The 16,637-nt window shown below is 52.8% G+C and carries 12 protein-coding genes; 11 read left to right on the top strand and 1 reads right to left on the bottom strand.

Going from position 1 to position 16,637, the window contains the following annotated elements:
• Positions 1-50 precede the first annotated feature (50 nt).
• Complete coding sequence (locus AC07S6_RS11410) at positions 51-1,043, top strand: hypothetical protein (RefSeq protein WP_495112324.1); 993 nt, start codon at positions 51-53, stop codon at positions 1,041-1,043.
• A gap of 41 nt (positions 1,044-1,084) precedes the next feature.
• Here AC07S6_RS11410 and AC07S6_RS11405 read toward each other — a convergent pair whose 3' ends face one another.
• Entirely contained in the window at positions 1,085-1,498 is a 414-nt protein-coding gene (locus AC07S6_RS11405) for a very short patch repair endonuclease (RefSeq protein WP_495112323.1), read from the bottom strand.
• 29 nt (positions 1,499-1,527) lie between these two features.
• Here AC07S6_RS11405 and AC07S6_RS11400 point away from each other — a divergent pair, with 29 nt between their 5' ends.
• The 10 genes from AC07S6_RS11400 (at position 1,528) to AC07S6_RS11355 (ending at position 16,634) form a co-directional block, all read left to right on the top strand.
• Complete coding sequence (locus AC07S6_RS11400; protein WP_495112322.1) at positions 1,528-3,129, top strand: DNA cytosine methyltransferase; 1,602 nt, start codon at positions 1,528-1,530, stop codon at positions 3,127-3,129.
• Positions 3,130-3,217: 88 nt separating this feature from the next.
• Positions 3,218-4,663 carry an ATP-binding protein gene (locus tag AC07S6_RS11395; protein WP_495112321.1) on the top strand — a complete coding sequence of 482 codons (1,446 nt, stop codon included), beginning with the start codon at positions 3,218-3,220 and terminating at the stop codon, positions 4,661-4,663.
• Between the two features lie 13 nt (positions 4,664-4,676).
• Entirely contained in the window at positions 4,677-7,508 is a 2,832-nt protein-coding gene (locus AC07S6_RS11390; RefSeq protein ID WP_495112320.1) for a Z1 domain-containing protein, read from the top strand.
• On the top strand, positions 7,438-8,505 hold the full coding sequence (locus AC07S6_RS11385; RefSeq protein WP_495112319.1) for a PD-(D/E)XK motif protein: 1,068 nt from the start codon (positions 7,438-7,440) through the stop codon (positions 8,503-8,505). The genes AC07S6_RS11390 and AC07S6_RS11385 overlap by 71 nt, the downstream gene beginning before the upstream one ends.
• Positions 8,505-10,349, top strand: a complete 1,845-nt coding sequence (locus AC07S6_RS11380; protein WP_495112318.1) for an AIPR family protein — start codon at positions 8,505-8,507, stop codon at positions 10,347-10,349. Before AC07S6_RS11385 ends, AC07S6_RS11380 begins: the two co-directional genes overlap by 1 nt.
• Before the next feature lie 220 nt (positions 10,350-10,569).
• The gene (locus tag AC07S6_RS11375) at positions 10,570-12,384 is read left to right on the top strand and encodes a hypothetical protein (protein ID WP_495112317.1); all 1,815 of its coding nucleotides are present in this window, start codon (positions 10,570-10,572) and stop codon (positions 12,382-12,384) included.
• 453 nt (positions 12,385-12,837) lie between these two features.
• Positions 12,838-13,356, top strand: coding sequence for a cysteine hydrolase family protein (locus tag AC07S6_RS11370; protein WP_495112316.1), 519 nt, complete (start codon positions 12,838-12,840; stop codon positions 13,354-13,356).
• Positions 13,357-13,697: 341 nt separating this feature from the next.
• On the top strand, positions 13,698-13,952 hold the full coding sequence (locus tag AC07S6_RS11365) for a DUF6124 family protein (protein WP_054896140.1): 255 nt from the start codon (positions 13,698-13,700) through the stop codon (positions 13,950-13,952).
• 106 nt (positions 13,953-14,058) lie between these two features.
• Positions 14,059-15,084 carry a hypothetical protein gene (locus tag AC07S6_RS11360; protein ID WP_495112315.1) on the top strand — a complete coding sequence of 342 codons (1,026 nt, stop codon included), beginning with the start codon at positions 14,059-14,061 and terminating at the stop codon, positions 15,082-15,084.
• Positions 15,085-15,200: 116 nt separating this feature from the next.
• Entirely contained in the window at positions 15,201-16,634 is a 1,434-nt protein-coding gene (locus AC07S6_RS11355) for an ArnT family glycosyltransferase (RefSeq protein WP_495112314.1), read from the top strand.
• The last annotated feature ends 3 nt before the right edge of the window (positions 16,635-16,637 follow it).

The raw sequence follows: 16,637 nt of genomic DNA, 5'->3' as shown, positions 1-16,637 counted from the left end.
CCAGCATTACGACATCGAGTGCTGTTAGTTTCCGTTTAGGCGATAGGGATATGGAAGTAGCGATAAGGGTGATGTCTCGCGGACAGGAAATCGACCGCATCATACGCCCCCTCAGAATGGATGGGGGGCGGCCTGTCGTCACCTACAGAAAATTGCTCTGGCCATTAGAAGACGGCTGTATCCATATCGAAACCGAACACGATGCGGCCCTCTACCATGGGAGTACGAAGCTTGACGACTGGGTGGAGCTTGTCATGCGCGTACTACCAAAGTCACTCCCAACTCACATCGATGAGTGCGCAGAACTACTTCGTGCCTGCTTCCGGGAAAATCTGCCTCATGGCGTTATACGCGCATCTTCCTCGCTGGTATCTGTTGGCCTAGAGAATGAAGCGCGCGGCCTGCTAGTAGATTTCCTGCGCGAAAAGCACGACTCAGAACGCCTGAGCAAGCTGATACAGATGCAGCTGCTTTTCAGCGAAAGATCCAGCACACCGCCCCCCCCTACGAATACAAATCCATCTGCTGAAAATACAGAGCCTGAGATCGATACAGCCATATCCATCGAAGATGAGAAAACACTGGACTGGGATTGGATACCAGCAGATGAGGCGCAAAAACCAGAAGTAGATGACCAAGTCCTGAGAACACAGGCCGAATGCACCCAAGAAACTATAGGCGCCTACCGCACCATAGAACGTGGCGCAGTGATTTCGGACCTCGCCGAATCTCTGAGCGAATCAGTATGGGTCGAAGAGCTTCTTCTCCCGCCACAAGGTCGCACTTCCTCACTTGGGGAGAACACGCTTTTGGAGCGCACGGCAAAACTCGGAACGATCGCATTGGACCTATTGAGATACTTTGCAGACAACCCGGGGGACCGAGCTGCCCACGCTGAATTGGTACTTGGATACCCTGTCGCGGATATCAACAAGCTACTTACGGGCTCCCTAAGCCACTACCTGAAGAGAAGCGGGCCTGGTGGATGGGAATGCCACCCGTGGGCTTTAAGCATTCTAACCGCCCTCGACGAAGCCTTGTGAACACATCGGAGCGCTGGGATGCTCACCGGCAATCTGCCGCACTACTCAAGAGCCCTCAGGCGCTCAAGCAACGCAAGCAGGGCGGTCTCAGGATGTCTGAGCTCGCACTCCCACAAGACCAGAACGTTCCATCCATCACTCTCCAACCTCTGCAATACCGTCAAGTCTCTTTCAACATTGGATTGAAGCTTAGCCGCCCAGAAATCGACTCGTGTCTTGGGCATGACAGCATATTTACATCCAACATGGCGATGCCAAAAACACCCATGTACAAAAATACAGACCCTGAGTCTAGACAGTATAATATCCGGCTTTCCCGGCAGGTCTTTGCGATGAAGTCGGAACCGGTAGCCATGGGCGTGCAGAAAGCGCCTGACTGTCATTTCCGGCTTGGTGCCCTTCCCTTTGATGCCAGCCATCATGCGGGATCTTGTGGCGCGGTCGACGACATCCATTTAGTACTTCCTCAAAACAGCGTGGTTTCATGAGTCGTAGCTATCCCATCCAGGTCGTGGATCTCTTTGCTGGCCCAGGCGGTCTCGGAGAGGGCTTTTCCTCTCACTCCAGCAACAATGCTGAGACCTTCGAGATCAAGGTCTCAGCCGAGATGGAGATCTCGGCTCGCTCCACCCTGCGACTCCGGGCTTTCTACCGGCTGCTGAAAAACAAACAACCCGAGTCCCTAGAGGATTATTACAACTTTTGCGAAACAGCAGATATAGCGGAGCCCTACACAAACAGAAGTCTTGAGGCCTGGAAGCATGCTGACAACGAGGCGCAGCTGCTGGAGCTGGGTACAGAAGAAGGCAACATCCGGCTCGACAGAATGCTGGAACATCGCCTCGACGAAACCAAACCATGGGTTCTGATCGGCGGCCCACCATGCCAGGCCTACTCAATCGTCGGGCGTGCAAGAAATCGCGGAAAACTGGACTATCGAGCAGAGGACGATCATCGACACTTTCTCTATCGCGAATACCTGAGGATCATTCAAAAGAAAAGACCCGCAGTCTTCGTGATGGAAAACGTGAAAGGGATTCTTTCATCGAAAGTAGCTGGCGAGCAGATGTTTCCACAGATCCTGCGAGACCTCGCTGACCCGGACGCAGCATTGGGAGAAAGCGAAAACGGGCCAAAGTACAGGATCTGTTCGCTGGTAGCCGATGATATCTACGAAAGCGGAGCTGACCCGGACAGCATCGAACCAAGCAACTACATCATTCGGGCCGAGAACTACGGCGTTCCTCAGGCCAGGCATCGAGTGATACTTCTCGGTGTTTCCGAGGAGTATCTAAACGCTCTTGGTGATCACAAGCTATCACCAGTCCAAGGACCATCAATAGACAAGGTCATCGGCTGTCTACCGCCCTTGCGAAGCACTCTTACCAAAGTAAAGGACTCTCCTGATGCCTGGGCAGATACCGTGCGTGAGCATCTGAGGGAGCTTAACCAAGAGTGCCTTCTACAGGTACCCGATACGCCTGAAAGACTTGGTCTAGCCACAAAACTCGGCATTCTCGCCAGCAGCTACGATGGTAGAGACCTGAACTCGGGAGGATTACGTGTTCTCAAAAAGAGTGCATGGAATGGCGTGACAAGCACCCACCTCGATGGCTGGCTGCAGGATCCTAGGCTCAAGTATTGGCTCAATCACGAAGCACGAGGGCACATGAGCTCCGATCTGCGTAGATACGTTTACGCTACCGCCTTTGCCGAGACATACAAGGACTCGCCCAAAGGCCACCATGACTTCAACCTGCCAGGACTCGAACCAGACCATAAAAACTGGAAGACCGGAAAGTTCAGCGACCGCTTCCGGGTACAGAGATCGGGCATTCCCTCCACGACGATAACCAGCCATATCGCCAAGGACGGGCACTACTTTATTCATTATGATCCCAGACAATGCAGAAGCCTGACTGTCCGCGAGGCCGCCCGACTGCAAACTTTCCCTGACAACTATTTCTTTCTCGGAAACAGAACGCAGCAATTCCATCAAGTGGGCAACGCAGTTCCACCACTTCTGGCTCGACAGATTGCAGATGTTGTAGCTCGCATTATCAGAAACGGAAAAGACACGAGATAGAGTCAATCTAGGCACTACATACTCGACAGGGAGAGTTCACTTGCCACCGTCATTCAAGAGTCGAAATGCCCCTCCAAAGGCCAGCGCAATGGTCGAGGCGCTGCGTGGGCTTGGCTACAACACACAGACAGCACTGGCTGACATTATCGACAACAGTGTAGCGGCAGGTGCGTCGGAAGTCAGAGTCGAACTCATCTGGGCAGAGACAGAGAGTCGAATTATCTGCCTAGACAACGGCTCTGGAATGTCAGCAGCCGGGCTTGATCTTGCCATGAGACTGGGCGAGCGAAACCCGCTAGAGGAGCGATCAAAGTCTGATCTTGGTCGTTTTGGCCTTGGACTCAAGACCGCGTCCTTCTCACAGTGTCGCAGGCTGACTGTAGCGACAATCGGCACCGACAACATGCAGTCTCTACGCTGGGACCTCGACTACCTAGCCAATAGCCATGATGGCGGCTGGCACCTTCTAGAGGGCCCCCATCCAGGCTCGGAGAAATGTCTGGAGCCTCTTTCTGATGCAGGCAAAGGAACAATGGTGCTGTGGGAGGAACTAGACAGAATTATTACGCCGGGAAGTACGGTTCAGGACTTTCTTAACCTTGCCGACAAGGTGGAGCAGCATCTCGGAATGGTCTTTCACCGATACCTTGAAGGAAGCAGGCCCCGCCTCAGAGTTCTGCTCAATGGTCAGCCCGTAAGGCCTTGGGATCCCTTTATGACGGACCATCCGGGAAAGCCATACAACCCTCCAGTATTCAAACATCCATCCATCAGAGGTATCGAGGCCGAATGCCATGTTCTACCGCACAAGGACATGCTTTCGCCTGAAGACTTCGAGCGCTTGGGCGGCCCTGATGGCTGGACAGCGCAACAGGGATTCTACGTTTATCGCAACGAACGCCTTCTGGTAGCAGGCAGCTGGCTTGGGCTGGGAACCGGTAGATCTTGGACAAAGGACGAAGCCCATCGCCTGGCCAGAATCCGGATTGATATCCCGAACTCTGCAGATGCCGACTGGAAAATCGATATCAGGAAGTCCACAGCACGGCCCCCCATCTATCTTAGAGACTGGTTGACCAGCTTAGCCGAAGCGACCCGTGCCCGCGCCAGACGAGCTTTTGCCCATAGAGGACGTCCAACATTGCTTGGCAACAAGCAGGTTGCTGAAGCATGGAAGGTCGAACGGCTCGCCAGTGGAATGCGATACAGAATAGATAGCGACCACCCTGCAGTAAGAGACGTTCTGGATGAAGCAGGAACATTGCTCCCCCAAATCAAGGCAATGCTGCGAGTTATCGAAGAAACCGTTCCTGTCCAGCGGATATGGATTGATACGGCAGAAAACAAGGATACCCCGTGTACGGGGTTCGAGAAGACACCATCCAGCGAGGTCAGTGAGATTCTGATGGTCATGTACCGCGGCATGGTCGAGAGGAAGGGATATTCAGCCTCCTCCGCCAAGGAACAACTCCGAGCGACAGAACCCTTCCATGCCTTCCCTTACTTGATAGATGCTCTGCCTGACAATTTATAAGGAGTCGTAGCGAATGTCCGAGGACAACAAATGGAGTGTGGTCAAAATCGTCCAAGAAATGCTTGCAGACGAACAGGACAAGTCAGCAATTACTCCGACCCTGATTTCGCAAAAGATCGACATGGTGCTGAAGATCATGCCGAACAAGGCAGAAGGGCTCGACCGCACCGCTGTCACTGACGAACTAATTAGACGATTCAGTATCTGGGTTGGTGATGATTCGTCGCTTGTCGATATGGCCGGGCACATACCCTGGCTTACCAGCGAGCGAAAGAAGGAGTGGCGCTACTGGCGGCGATACAGAGAATGGCAGGAGAAGAAACTGCCATGGAGCGCTATAGAAGCACTCGACAAGACAACCGATAACATCCTCTCGATGCTCGAAGATCCGAAACGCGAAGGCTCATGGGATCGTCGCGGTATGGTGGTTGGTCATGTGCAGTCAGGAAAGACAGGGAACTATACGGGCCTGATCTGCAAGGCTGCCGATGCCGGCTACAAAATAATCATCGTACTGGCAGGCCTTCACAACAATCTGCGTTCCCAAACGCAAATGCGACTGGATGAAGGATTTCTTGGCTACGAGACCAGCCCCATTGAGGGTGAAGGCAACGTTGCCATTGGAGTAGGAAAGATTGATCCTTCACCGGCTCTACGCCCGCAGTACGTAACCAATAGGACAGAGACAGGTGACTTCAATACCAAGTTCGTAAAGAACCTTGGCGTATCGCCTGAACAGAAGCCGTGGCTTTTCGTAGTAAAGAAGAACAAGACAGTCCTACAGCGCCTTTTGAAGTGGATTCACAGACATGTGGCTGAAACGACAGACCCGGAGACTGGCCGCCCACTGGTAACGCATCTCCCCCTTCTTATCGTTGACGACGAGGCGGACCATGCATCAGTGGATACAGGAGAGAAAGTTGTCGACGACAACGGCCAGCCGGACCTTGAACACGAGCCGACGGCAATCAACAGCCTCATTCGCCAGATACTGCACTCCTTTTCAAGAAAGGCCTATATCGGCTACACCGCCACGCCGTTTGCGAACATCTATATCCATGAACAAGGCGAAACCACCAAGGAAGGACCAGACCTGTTCCCGGCAGCATTTATCACCAATCTCTCAGCCCCATCCAGTTACGTAGGTCCGTCAAAAGTCTTCGGGCTAGCTAGCGAAAATGGGCGACTCGGTGCACTCGATCTGGTTCGCCCGGTCACGGACCAATGCTCGGAAGATGGCAAGAGTGGCTGGATGCCTCTTAGTCACAAAAGCAGTCATACGCCCCCAGATACCATGCCGCCCTCACTTATCGAGGCAATACAAGCATTCATCCTTGCATGCACAATTCGACAACTTCGTGGTCAGGGAGCAGAGCACAGCTCCATGCTGATTCACGTTACCCGCTTCAACCTTGTTCAGCAGCATGTACACGGACAAGTCCACGATTACGTTATGCATTTGAAACAGCGTCTCAGACGACGCATTGATCATCAGGGCGCTCTATCTGAACTGCGTAGCCTGTGGAGCCGTGACTTCTTGTCAACTAGCGACAGCGTTGAAAAGCAAACGTCGGAGTCGCCTCACCGCACAATTACAGACTGGATTGAGATAGAACAGGCTCTACCGGATCTGCTGGAACAGATCGATGTGCGCATGATCAATGGTACGGCAAAGGATGCATTGGACTATGCCGACAGCGCCACGGGACTAAAAGTCATTGCCATCGGCGGTGACAAACTGGCACGTGGGCTTACACTTGAGGGACTATGCGTCAGCTACTTTCTCCGAGCCTCCAAGATGTACGACACACTGATGCAAATGGGCCGCTGGTTTGGCTATCGACCAGGCTACCTAGATTTGTGTCGCCTTTACACCACGGAAGATCTTGTCGAATGGTTCGAACACATTGCCGATGCTGCCGAAGAGCTTAGAGCCGAATTCGACTTCATGATGGATAGCGGCCTTACGCCACGCGATTATGGTCTCAAGGTAGTGTCCCATCCCGTGTTGATGGTCACATCACCGCTGAAAATGCGGACGGCAAAAACCCTACATCTATCTTTCAGCGGTGACATTGTCGAAACGGTCAGTTTCTTCAAAAACCCTGCAAAGCTCGAACAGAACCTAGATGCTTTCAACTTCCTTGCCGATAGCTTGGGAGTGCCGTCCTTAATCCCTTCTCAGAGCCGAAATGGCCGAAAAGACAACTGGAACGGTGTGAATTGGGTTAATGTTCCGGTGCATCCGGTAGTCGACTTTCTAAGGTCGTATCAAACGCACCCGGATTCCCGGAAGGTTAGAAGCGATCTACTCGCGAACTTCATAGAGGAAATGAGTCGCATCGGCGAGCTTACCTCTTGGACTGTTGCCGTAATCGGTGGTGGTGTTGCGGAGACGGAGAACGTTGCAGGCTTTCAGATCAAACGCATGAAGCGAAAAAACAAATCTCTGGATACTGACGATAAGTATTCCATTGGCCGCCTGCTGTCACCTCAGGACGAGGCGCTGGATATCGATGAGCCGGCATGGAATGCCGCACTTGAGTTGACGCAGAAAAGTTGGAAACCCGACCCGGGTCGCTCAAGAGGCAGAGAATTGCCTGAGGTTCCAAGCGGTCCCTACATCAGACGTATCCGTGGCCTTGGGGCCGACACTATAGTCCCTGCCCCCGAAAGAGGGCTGCTGCTGATATCTATTCTCGACCCGGAGCAATCTGACGTTTCAGGCGTTAAAACTCCTATCATTGCATTTGCTATCAGCTTTCCTTCGAGCCATGCGGGCAAATCAGTGCCCTATGTCGTCACAAACCTCCTGTGGGAGCAGCAATATGGCGGCGCTGAGTAGCACCGAAATTCTGGGTACCTGGAGGGCGCTTCCCGGTAACGCATCGATCCCCGGATGGAGATCCATAGATCTCTTTCAGTCAGGCACCTGTCGAGTAAAAGCCGCCAGGCATGCTCCCGGAAATGAAGAGGCCATTCTGATTGGATTTTCGGGTGCCAAGTTAGCTCCGACCTCACAGCTACCCCAAGGACAGGGATTTCGCATGGAAAGAGCGACTCTTGGCGAGACTGCTGGCGAATATCAATGGCTTGCAGTCGTTCGCCAATCTGCGGGTAATCTTGAACTGTTTGCCACTGTTGTGACAGATGTCTGCGGGCTTATTGACTCATCCGATAGCTGCCCTGAAGAGCTGCTGTATCAACGGCTGCTTGGAAGGGTACGCGGATGGCAGGAGTTCATGCGCAGGGGCCGTGAAGGACTTAGCATCGAGGCCGAACTGGGGCTTGTAGGTGAGATCTGCCTGCTGCGTTACCTTTTTGATGAAGGCGTACCGCTTTTCTCTGCAGTTGATGGATGGAAAGGACCGCTCGACGGCCTGCATGACTTCCAACTGGGGACAGGTGCAATAGAGGTCAAATCAACACTGGCCACGGAAGGCTTTCCAGTAAGGATTGCCTCTTTGGACCAGTTGGACGACTCCCAGTGCCCGCAGCTCTTCCTTGCAGCGCTCCGCTTTGGACCGAACGAGGCTGGCATAACGCTCCCCGAGTACGTATCGAATACTCGCCATCTTCTGGAGCCCGATCCTGCAGCGACAAGACTTTTCGAGCAGGCACTGCTTCATGTCGGCTATCTGGATATGCAGGCAGAAACCTACACACGTCGTTTTTCGCTAAGAGAGATCAGGATCCATCTCGTGGATTCGGACTTTCCTAGGCTGACATCTTTCAACATCCCTACACCCATTCGCCGAGCACAGTATGAACTCGATCTGGCATTGCTTCCGGTCGATGACTACCCTCTTTCGGATGTGCTTGAGAAACTTGGAGTCGTTTGATGGAACTTATGGACTTTCTGCGAGAAACGCAGGCATCAATCAGAGAAGAAATAGAGAAAGATGTGGCTCCAGGTGCAGCGCCGGTTCCTGCCGAGGCCGCTTTCACCGAACAGGTAATGACACATATGGCAGATGAAGGCATCACCTTCGAGCCAACGGTCTGTCATTACGAGGCAAAAGTCGGAGGCAGCATCGGCGGGAAAAGCGCGGCCTATAAGGTCAGAATCAGTGGCTACTCGGTGTCTGAAACCACAGACGAAAATGGAAACCCCGACAGGCTCGACCTTTTTGTCAGTCTCTATAAGGCACTAGACGAAATCGAATCCCTTCCCGACCAAGAAGTAGGCAAGGCGGCAAAAGAAGGCCTGCAGTTTCTCAGGTTCTGCGCAACCGGGCAGCTAGCCGGAAAGCTCGATGAGACCAATGATGTCTACGCGCTGGTAAAGGAAGTCGAACGTATCTTCAAGACGCTCGACAGCATAAGGATCTTCATAATTACTGACGCACTGGTCAAAACAAGGACCTACGCCCCCCATGATGTCGAAGGCAAGCAGGTCCGACTTGAAGTCATGGATATTCAGCGCTTGTTTAACCACTGGCAACAGGGCCGACCGCGTGATGAACTAGTAGTCAATTTTCAGGACCTCTGTGGGACAGCGCTACCAAGCGTATGGGTTCCGGGCTCAGGTGACGACGAGTATGACTATGCTCTGACAGCAGTACCTGGTGAGGCACTACGCTTTCTCTACGAAAAATACGGTCCGCGTATTCTTGAAGCCAACGTACGCTCATTCCTTGGGGTAAACAGCAAAGGGGTGAACAAGGGAATTCGCGACAGCCTGCGAAATAATCCTGACCGTTTCATGGCATACAACAATGGCATCGTTGTTGTGGCCGATGCCGCCAAACTGGACCGTGCTAAAGATGGATCAACGGGCATCCTGTGGCTGCAGGGTATGCAAATAGTTAACGGCGGGCAGACGACTGCCTCCATCTACTTCGCCAAGAAGAAAAATCCTGAGATAGATCTGAGTAATGTACGAGTTCCAGCCAAGATCATCGTGCTGCGAAATGGGCAAGGCGATGACGAAGAGCTGATCTCGAATATTTCTCGCTATGCGAACAGCCAGAATGTCGTCAAGCAGTCAGACCTTTCCGCAAACAAGCCATTCCACCGTGAGTTGGAAAAACTGTCCATGCGCACATATTGTCCGGATGGTGTGGGCCGCTGGTTCTACGAACGATCAGCAGGAAGCTACAAGGTGATGCTGGAAAAGGAGACGACTACACCTGTTCAAAAGAAAAAACTGCAGGCTGCCATTCCGACATTCCGCAAGATCACCAAGCCTGATCTAGCGAAGTTTCTGCTCACTTGGGAGCAAAAACCTCATATTGTTGCGTTGGGTAGCCAGAAGAATTTTCAGGCATTCATGGATGAGTTAGCCGAACGAGAGGGTGCTGGAGAGAATGTGATCCCGCATCAAGAACAGTTCAAAGAAATGATTGCAAAGGCAATCCTCTTCAAGTCTGCCCAGAAGATTATCAGACCCTTGTTCCCCGCATTCCAAGGCAACATCACGGTCTACACGGTCTCGGTGCTCGCGCTCAAAATGGGTAATAATTTCAACTTTCAACGTGTCTGGCAGGAACAAGCCATTTCACCGCAGCTGCAAAGGCAACTAGCAATTTGGGCACATGAGGTAAATGAAGCGCTTCATCGCGGCGCTGGTGGAAAAATGATCTCCGAATGGGCCAAGAAACAAGAGTGCTGGGGACAGGTAAGCGATACCCGCTATTCTGAAGTAAAGAAAAACATCCCGGAGCTCTCCGCCCCCGAAATTTAAAGCGAGGAAAACAAATCTGCAATTTGGAAACAGGTGCAAGAGATGACTACGTAGCAGATAACCAAAAAAACGCCTTAGAAGCGCTGCAATTTTATCTCTTTAAAAACCATTTCATGAAGAAAAATTGAAACAACCGCCAACAACATTATTAAATACAGCCAAAATAGCCAAACCACAAGACTTCGGCCAACACAACTTTAATTTTACAGGAATACTAAATATGGCCCCCTCAGCGGAGCAAAATTTAAGAAAACTAGCAAACTCAGAGCTAATACGAATACTAGATTTACTCCCTAAAGACCCAATATCAAAAATGACTTTATTCATAGACATGATGAGATTTCTAGATTATTGGAGCGTATACAAAGACTCGCTACCTAAGGAGCAAAGAGCTTCCGCTTCAGAGGCTGAGCTATATAGACTTGGCTGGGGAATGGCCATAAAGCATTTTTTTATAGATATCGGAAAGCCGGGAATACCTGTTAGAGAAAGCACTATCGAAACAAGAGAATTTGCAGCTCAAGTACTGTATCGACTAGGAGCGATCGCCTTCCTAGAAAACATTTCAGACTTAAACTGTACCGGACTAATAGATATCCACACCGCAACTGACCAAATAACAGTGACCGCACGAGAAGAGATCACCTATCAACTTATGGATGCACTACAGTCCACATACGCATCTCAAATCGATCTAGCGGTGAGGAAAGACACAACCGGCGTCTCGAATGGATGGAAAGTTTTTAGCTTTGATGAAGAATTCGATGAAATAAAGGCAGTTGGTGCATTCTATGGCTTCAATAACTCCAGCCTACACAAAGACGAAAAGGTTGAAAATGTAAGAGCACTGATGGAACCATTGATATTCCCTCATGACTTGGGGCATGGAGTCATGATGGGATACGGTGCTGACCTTCGAGTCGATAATCATTTTTTCTCTTTTGCCCTTGACTGGATAAGAGAGGCACGAGACCAAGCAGGGCTTCATCCTAGTGTAAAAATCAACGGAATAAGCGCCGTACACATCATAGTCGTCACTGCTGTGGTCGTAGCACTGCATACTAAACATATTACATTTGCAGATATAGCACTCCATAGAATAAAGGAAATATCAATACCACAAAGCCTGACCATCTGGACTACGCGAAGTGATCTTATAGATGCAGTTATGGCTCATACAAACTTCGAGAAAAACCTGACATCTGACATCCTTGACCTAATATCTTTTAAAATATCAGACCTCTCCACATTCAAAAGCGGAAGTTATATATCTCCCCTACTACTTGACATGGGCAATGGTATGTTCCTTCGACCCGTGGCCAGCATACTCAGAAACCCCTTTCACTCGATGATTGAACTACTCACGCAAAGAGATACGAGTATAACAAACGCTATCGCGCTTCCCAGAGAAGATTGGTTTAGAAGCCACATTTATCACATGTTCATGGGAAATCGATACAAGCGGGTACCAGGAAACATTAAGTTACGCAATGCAGGGCGAACAATCACTGATCTAGACGGTGCTATTTATGATACCATTTCAGGACACCTTGCACTTTTCCAGTTCAAGTGGCAAGACTATTTTGTTTTTGATATTAAAAAGCTTAGAAGCAAGGCAAAAAATCTTGCTTCCGATATAGATTCGTGGGGAGAGGCTGTAGAATCATGGCTAAAAGACAAAAGCTCAGATGATCTTGTAAAAATGCTACGACTGAAGCTTCCAGAAGGAAGATCAATTACCAAAATTTATCTTTTTGGAATCTCTTGGTCGGCCTTCCGCGTTCAAGGCTATGGCTACAACCGGGAAACCAACCATATAGCCTATTGCAACTTTCCAATGTTTCGTCGAGTTCGTTACAGCATTGGGAAAAGCATTGATGTGTTTGGCGACATCTTTGAACAGCTTTTGAAAGAACAGACGTACATAGATGAAAACATAAAAAAAGAGTCCTTAGATCTGTATCTGCCCGGGATAAAAGTAAGTCTAAAAGATCTGTTCTTTAGTTACTCCCCCCCCAAAATCTTGTCTGAGTGATCTGCTCTTGGTCGATTTCTGCTTGTCGCCTTCGGCAGCTATAGGGAGTTCACCGTCAATCATGACTATGAAGCATGCTGTCAGATCGACTTCAATACGGGTGGTCAAGTAGAGGACCGTATTCCGAGTGGTATTCCAAGAAAATAAATTTATATGTTTTTTATAAATCAATAACTTACCAACCAGATTCAAATCCTCCCGACCCGCAACCTCAATGAAAAAAGACGTCCGAAGTCGTCTTCTTATGTGTCTGGCATTCCATCAACCACAATGCTAGTGTCGCCCCATGACTACCTATTGCCTCACATCGACAACCACCACCACGACCGCATCAAGCGGAGCGTGCGAGGTGTCGTGAGCCAATAACAAACGAACACTTCAAAGGCCCGCCAGCGATGGACAGGGCCTTTTTTATGCCTTGTGTCGCTGGTTCACACGCAAGGAGATGCACCCATGTACGCCCTGTTGATACTGGATATCCAAGTCGGACTCATCCACGGCCCGGAAAAACCCTGGCGCTGCGAAGAGCTGTTGGAAACGCTGAATACCCTGATGGACAAGGCCCGCAGCGCAGGCGCACCAATTTTTCTCGCTCGCCACATCGGCCCCGCTGGCTCGCCAATCGAATCGGGCAGCCCGCTTACGCTGGTTGCAGAGGAACTGAAGTTGCTGGGTGGGGAAGTGGTGTTCGAAAAGCGCCGGCCAAACGCTTTTGCAATGACTGACCTGGCTGACAATCTGCGCTCTAGCGGCGCCACTGGCGTGGTAGTCACTGGGATGAAAACGCAATACTGCGTCGACAGCACCTGCCGTGCCGCGCGTGATCTTGGCTTCGATGCGGTGCTTATCGCCGACGGTCATACCTGTTCTGATACGCCCTTGATGAAAGCCGAGGCTATCGTGGCTCATCACAATGCCACGCTCAACGGGCCGTTCTGCCAGATGGTTCAGGCTGTGGACTGGAGCTTTTAACAGAGCCTGACGACGGGGACGCCAACAGGGCCAAGCTTCGGAATTTTCCCGCAAGTTGCCGCGCTGTTGGTGAACTAGCGCAAGCCACCTCACAACGCTAACTTCTTTGCGCCGCTGATGATCAGCGACCGGCTTTGACAGGCCGAAAAGTGTAACCTTTCACACCCCGTGATAAGACGGCATGCTTGCGCATTCCGCTCCGTTCATGGCGGCTGTGCGTGGGGCATCTTCGGGTGCGCCGGGTTCCTACACTTCCGGTCTGTCAACCCGCGTACAGCTGCCACCCAATCCTGTTTGACAGCAGGGGGAGGCAGCTCCTTGAACAGTGTAGGAGCTTCATCATGAAAAAAATCACCCCCAATCCCCCAACCACCCTCTTCACCCTCGCCGAAAACATCCACCCCGAAACCCTGCTAATCCAAGCCAGCGAAACCCTCGCCTCTCTCAACGCGATGACCACCGACCTGGCTTTCGAACTTGAAGGCGCGCACCGCCACAAGTTGCTGGCCGCCCAACAATTGATCGTTCTGGGTGAGCTACTGGTAGAACGAGTGCTGAACACCCAACCATTCACCAGCCAGACGCCACAGCCCTAAAACACGCAAACGGGCGAGACGCCTCACCGCATCTCGCCCGCTGGCATCCCCCCACACTTCCCATTACCCTGACGGCCTTTATCAGACAACCGGAAGTCAGATACCCGTGCTCAAGCCCTTCGCCGTCATCGCCCTCACCGTCATGCCCTTGCTCGCCACCGCTGCCGAGTTGGCCGGGGTTTGGCAAGGCACCTTGGGCAAGTCCGCTATCACCGTCTGTTTCAACGGCGCTGACGGGGAGCATGGCAGTTATTACTACCAGCGCATCCGTACCCCGATTCAACTGACCCAGGCCAACGACAACGCGCCTTGGGTGGAGGAAGGCAACACCGGTTTCTGGGCCCTGCAAAAACCTCAGGCCGATACTCTTTCTGGTGCTTGGAGCAAAACCGATGGCGGTACGCCGCTGCCACTGGCCCTGCGCCGCATTGGTACGGACGGCTGCGGCAGCGATGCCTATAACGCGCCCATGGAAGCCGCGCCGCTGCCGATCAAGACTGAGAAGAAAACTTTCCAAAACCACACCTACCAGCTCAAGACCCAAGGCCCCCGCGTCACGCTCAAGCTGGAGGGCGATGGCCCGGCGGTGCAGAAGATCAATCAGCAACTCGCCGCCCTGGCCGTCAATGACGAAGACCTAACCGACTATTTTTATGAACGGCGTGAATACCTGGGTCGAAACGGTTCGGTCTATACCAGTGAAATCGAGGTTGAGCCCGCCTATTGGTCATCGCAATTTCTCACCGTGCGGTTCTACCGCTGGGCCGCGGGCCAAGGCGCCATGGGCATCAGTTGGGGCCTGCACTCCTGGAACCTGCAAACCGGCGAGAGTGTGGACCCATGGACTTGGCTCGGCGGCCATCAGCAATGGCACGACGCCTATTCCGGCCATTTGAAGCTGCCGGCCGCCTTCAGCACTTGGTTGGCCAAGCAAACCACTACCGACGAGGGCTGCCCGGCGATCACCGATTACTCCAACTTTCACCTCAGTTTCAACACCCAGGGCCTGCAACTCTCGACACCGGCCAATGGTGACGGTTGCGACAACAACTTGGCCTTCACCTGGGAGCAGTTGGAGCCGGTGCTGACCGCACAAGGCAAAGCGGCAGTGCCCAGCTTGAAACTGCCTTGACGCGCCGGAGAAAAACCCCGCGGCCGTTCACCAAAGGTTAAGAATCGCACTCGTATACTCCCTGACTACCCATGACCGGTCGCCCGATCGGTCTCATGCCTCGGTAGCCAGACTCCATGACGCGCCCCGCTCCCCTGCTGCTCTTGCTTGCTGCTCTGTTGTTCTTTTTCGCCCTCGGCAACCACGAGCTGCAAGGCTCTACCGAAGCGCGGGTGTCCGGGATCGCCATGGCGATGCACCTGGACAATGACTGGGTGGTGCCGCGCCTGTTTCGTGAACCCTTTCTGGAAAAACCACCCCTGAGCCTGTGGCTGGACGCGGGTGCGATTCGCCTGTTTGGCGCCAGCACCGGGGCGGTGCGCTTGGCGTCGGCGTTTGCCGGGTTGTTCAGTGTGATGCTGTTGTACGGGATGTTGCGTCGGTTCGGGCGGCCGCAAACGCTGGCGTTCAGCGCTGCGCTGATCCTGGCGACCATGGCCAGTTACTGGGGCAATGTGCGGGGTGTGGGTGAGGATTCGTTGCTCAGCCTCGGTGTCACCGCGGCCCTGCTGGGGTTTTACCAGGCGGTACGGCCCGAGCGTGAAGGTTCGAGTACCTGGGCCTGGGCGTTGTTTACCGCCGGGATGGTCATCGCCACGTTGAGCAAGGGCGTGTTGGGCCTGGCGATGCCGGGCATTGTGATCTTTGTGTACTTGCTCAGCACCAGCCTGATGGATAAACGCCTGCGGCTGGGCGACTGGCTCAAACCGGCGCTGTTCACGCTGTTGGCGTTGGTGCCGTTGCTGATCTGGCTGGGGTTTCTGTTTCAGCGCGGCGGGATGCAGGCGGTGGGTGAAGTGTTATGGACCAATAGCGTCGGGCGCTTCAGCGGTTCGTTTGTCGAGGCTGGGCATTACGAGCCTTTCTACTATTACCTCGCGAAACTGCCCGAGGCCTTCCTGCCCTGGAACATCCTGGTGTACTTGGGCCTGTGGCACTTCCGCAAAAGCCTGGTGCGCAACCGCTATCGGTTGTTTTTCAGTGTGTGGCTGGTGGCGCAGTTCACCCTGCTGACCCTGGCTTCCAGCAAACGCACGGTGTACTTGATGGCGCTGACGCCAGCCGCTGCGGTACTGGCTGCCGAGTATGCGCGGGTGTTGCTGGAGTGGGCCAAGGACCATAAGCCGGGGCTGTACCGCTATCACCGGCAGATCATCGGCGGGGTTTTCACCCTGGCGATCGCCTGCTACCTGAGCGCAGCGTTCTGGTTTGCACCCAAAGCCGATGTGCGCCATTCATTCGTACCCGTGATCAGCCAGATCCAGACCCTGCAAGACGAAGGCAGGACGGTGGCGATGTACCAACCCAACGAGCGCATCGACGGGGCCAGCGTGTTCTACCTACAGGCCTACTTGCCGATCCTGAACACCGAAGCCGAACTGCGCGCCTTCCTCAGCGCCAAGCCCGGCAACGTTGCATTGACAGACCACACCGACCGGCTGAACGAGAAGGTTACGGTGATCAAGCAAATGGCGGTCAACCGCCAGCCTTATTACTTCGTGGAGCAGTAAGGC

It is taken from the genome of Pseudomonas sp. GW821-FHT07B01 (assembly GCF_059419065.1).
The sequence above is the reverse complement of the archived record's forward strand: the minus strand, read 5'-3'. Positions and strand labels throughout refer to the sequence as shown.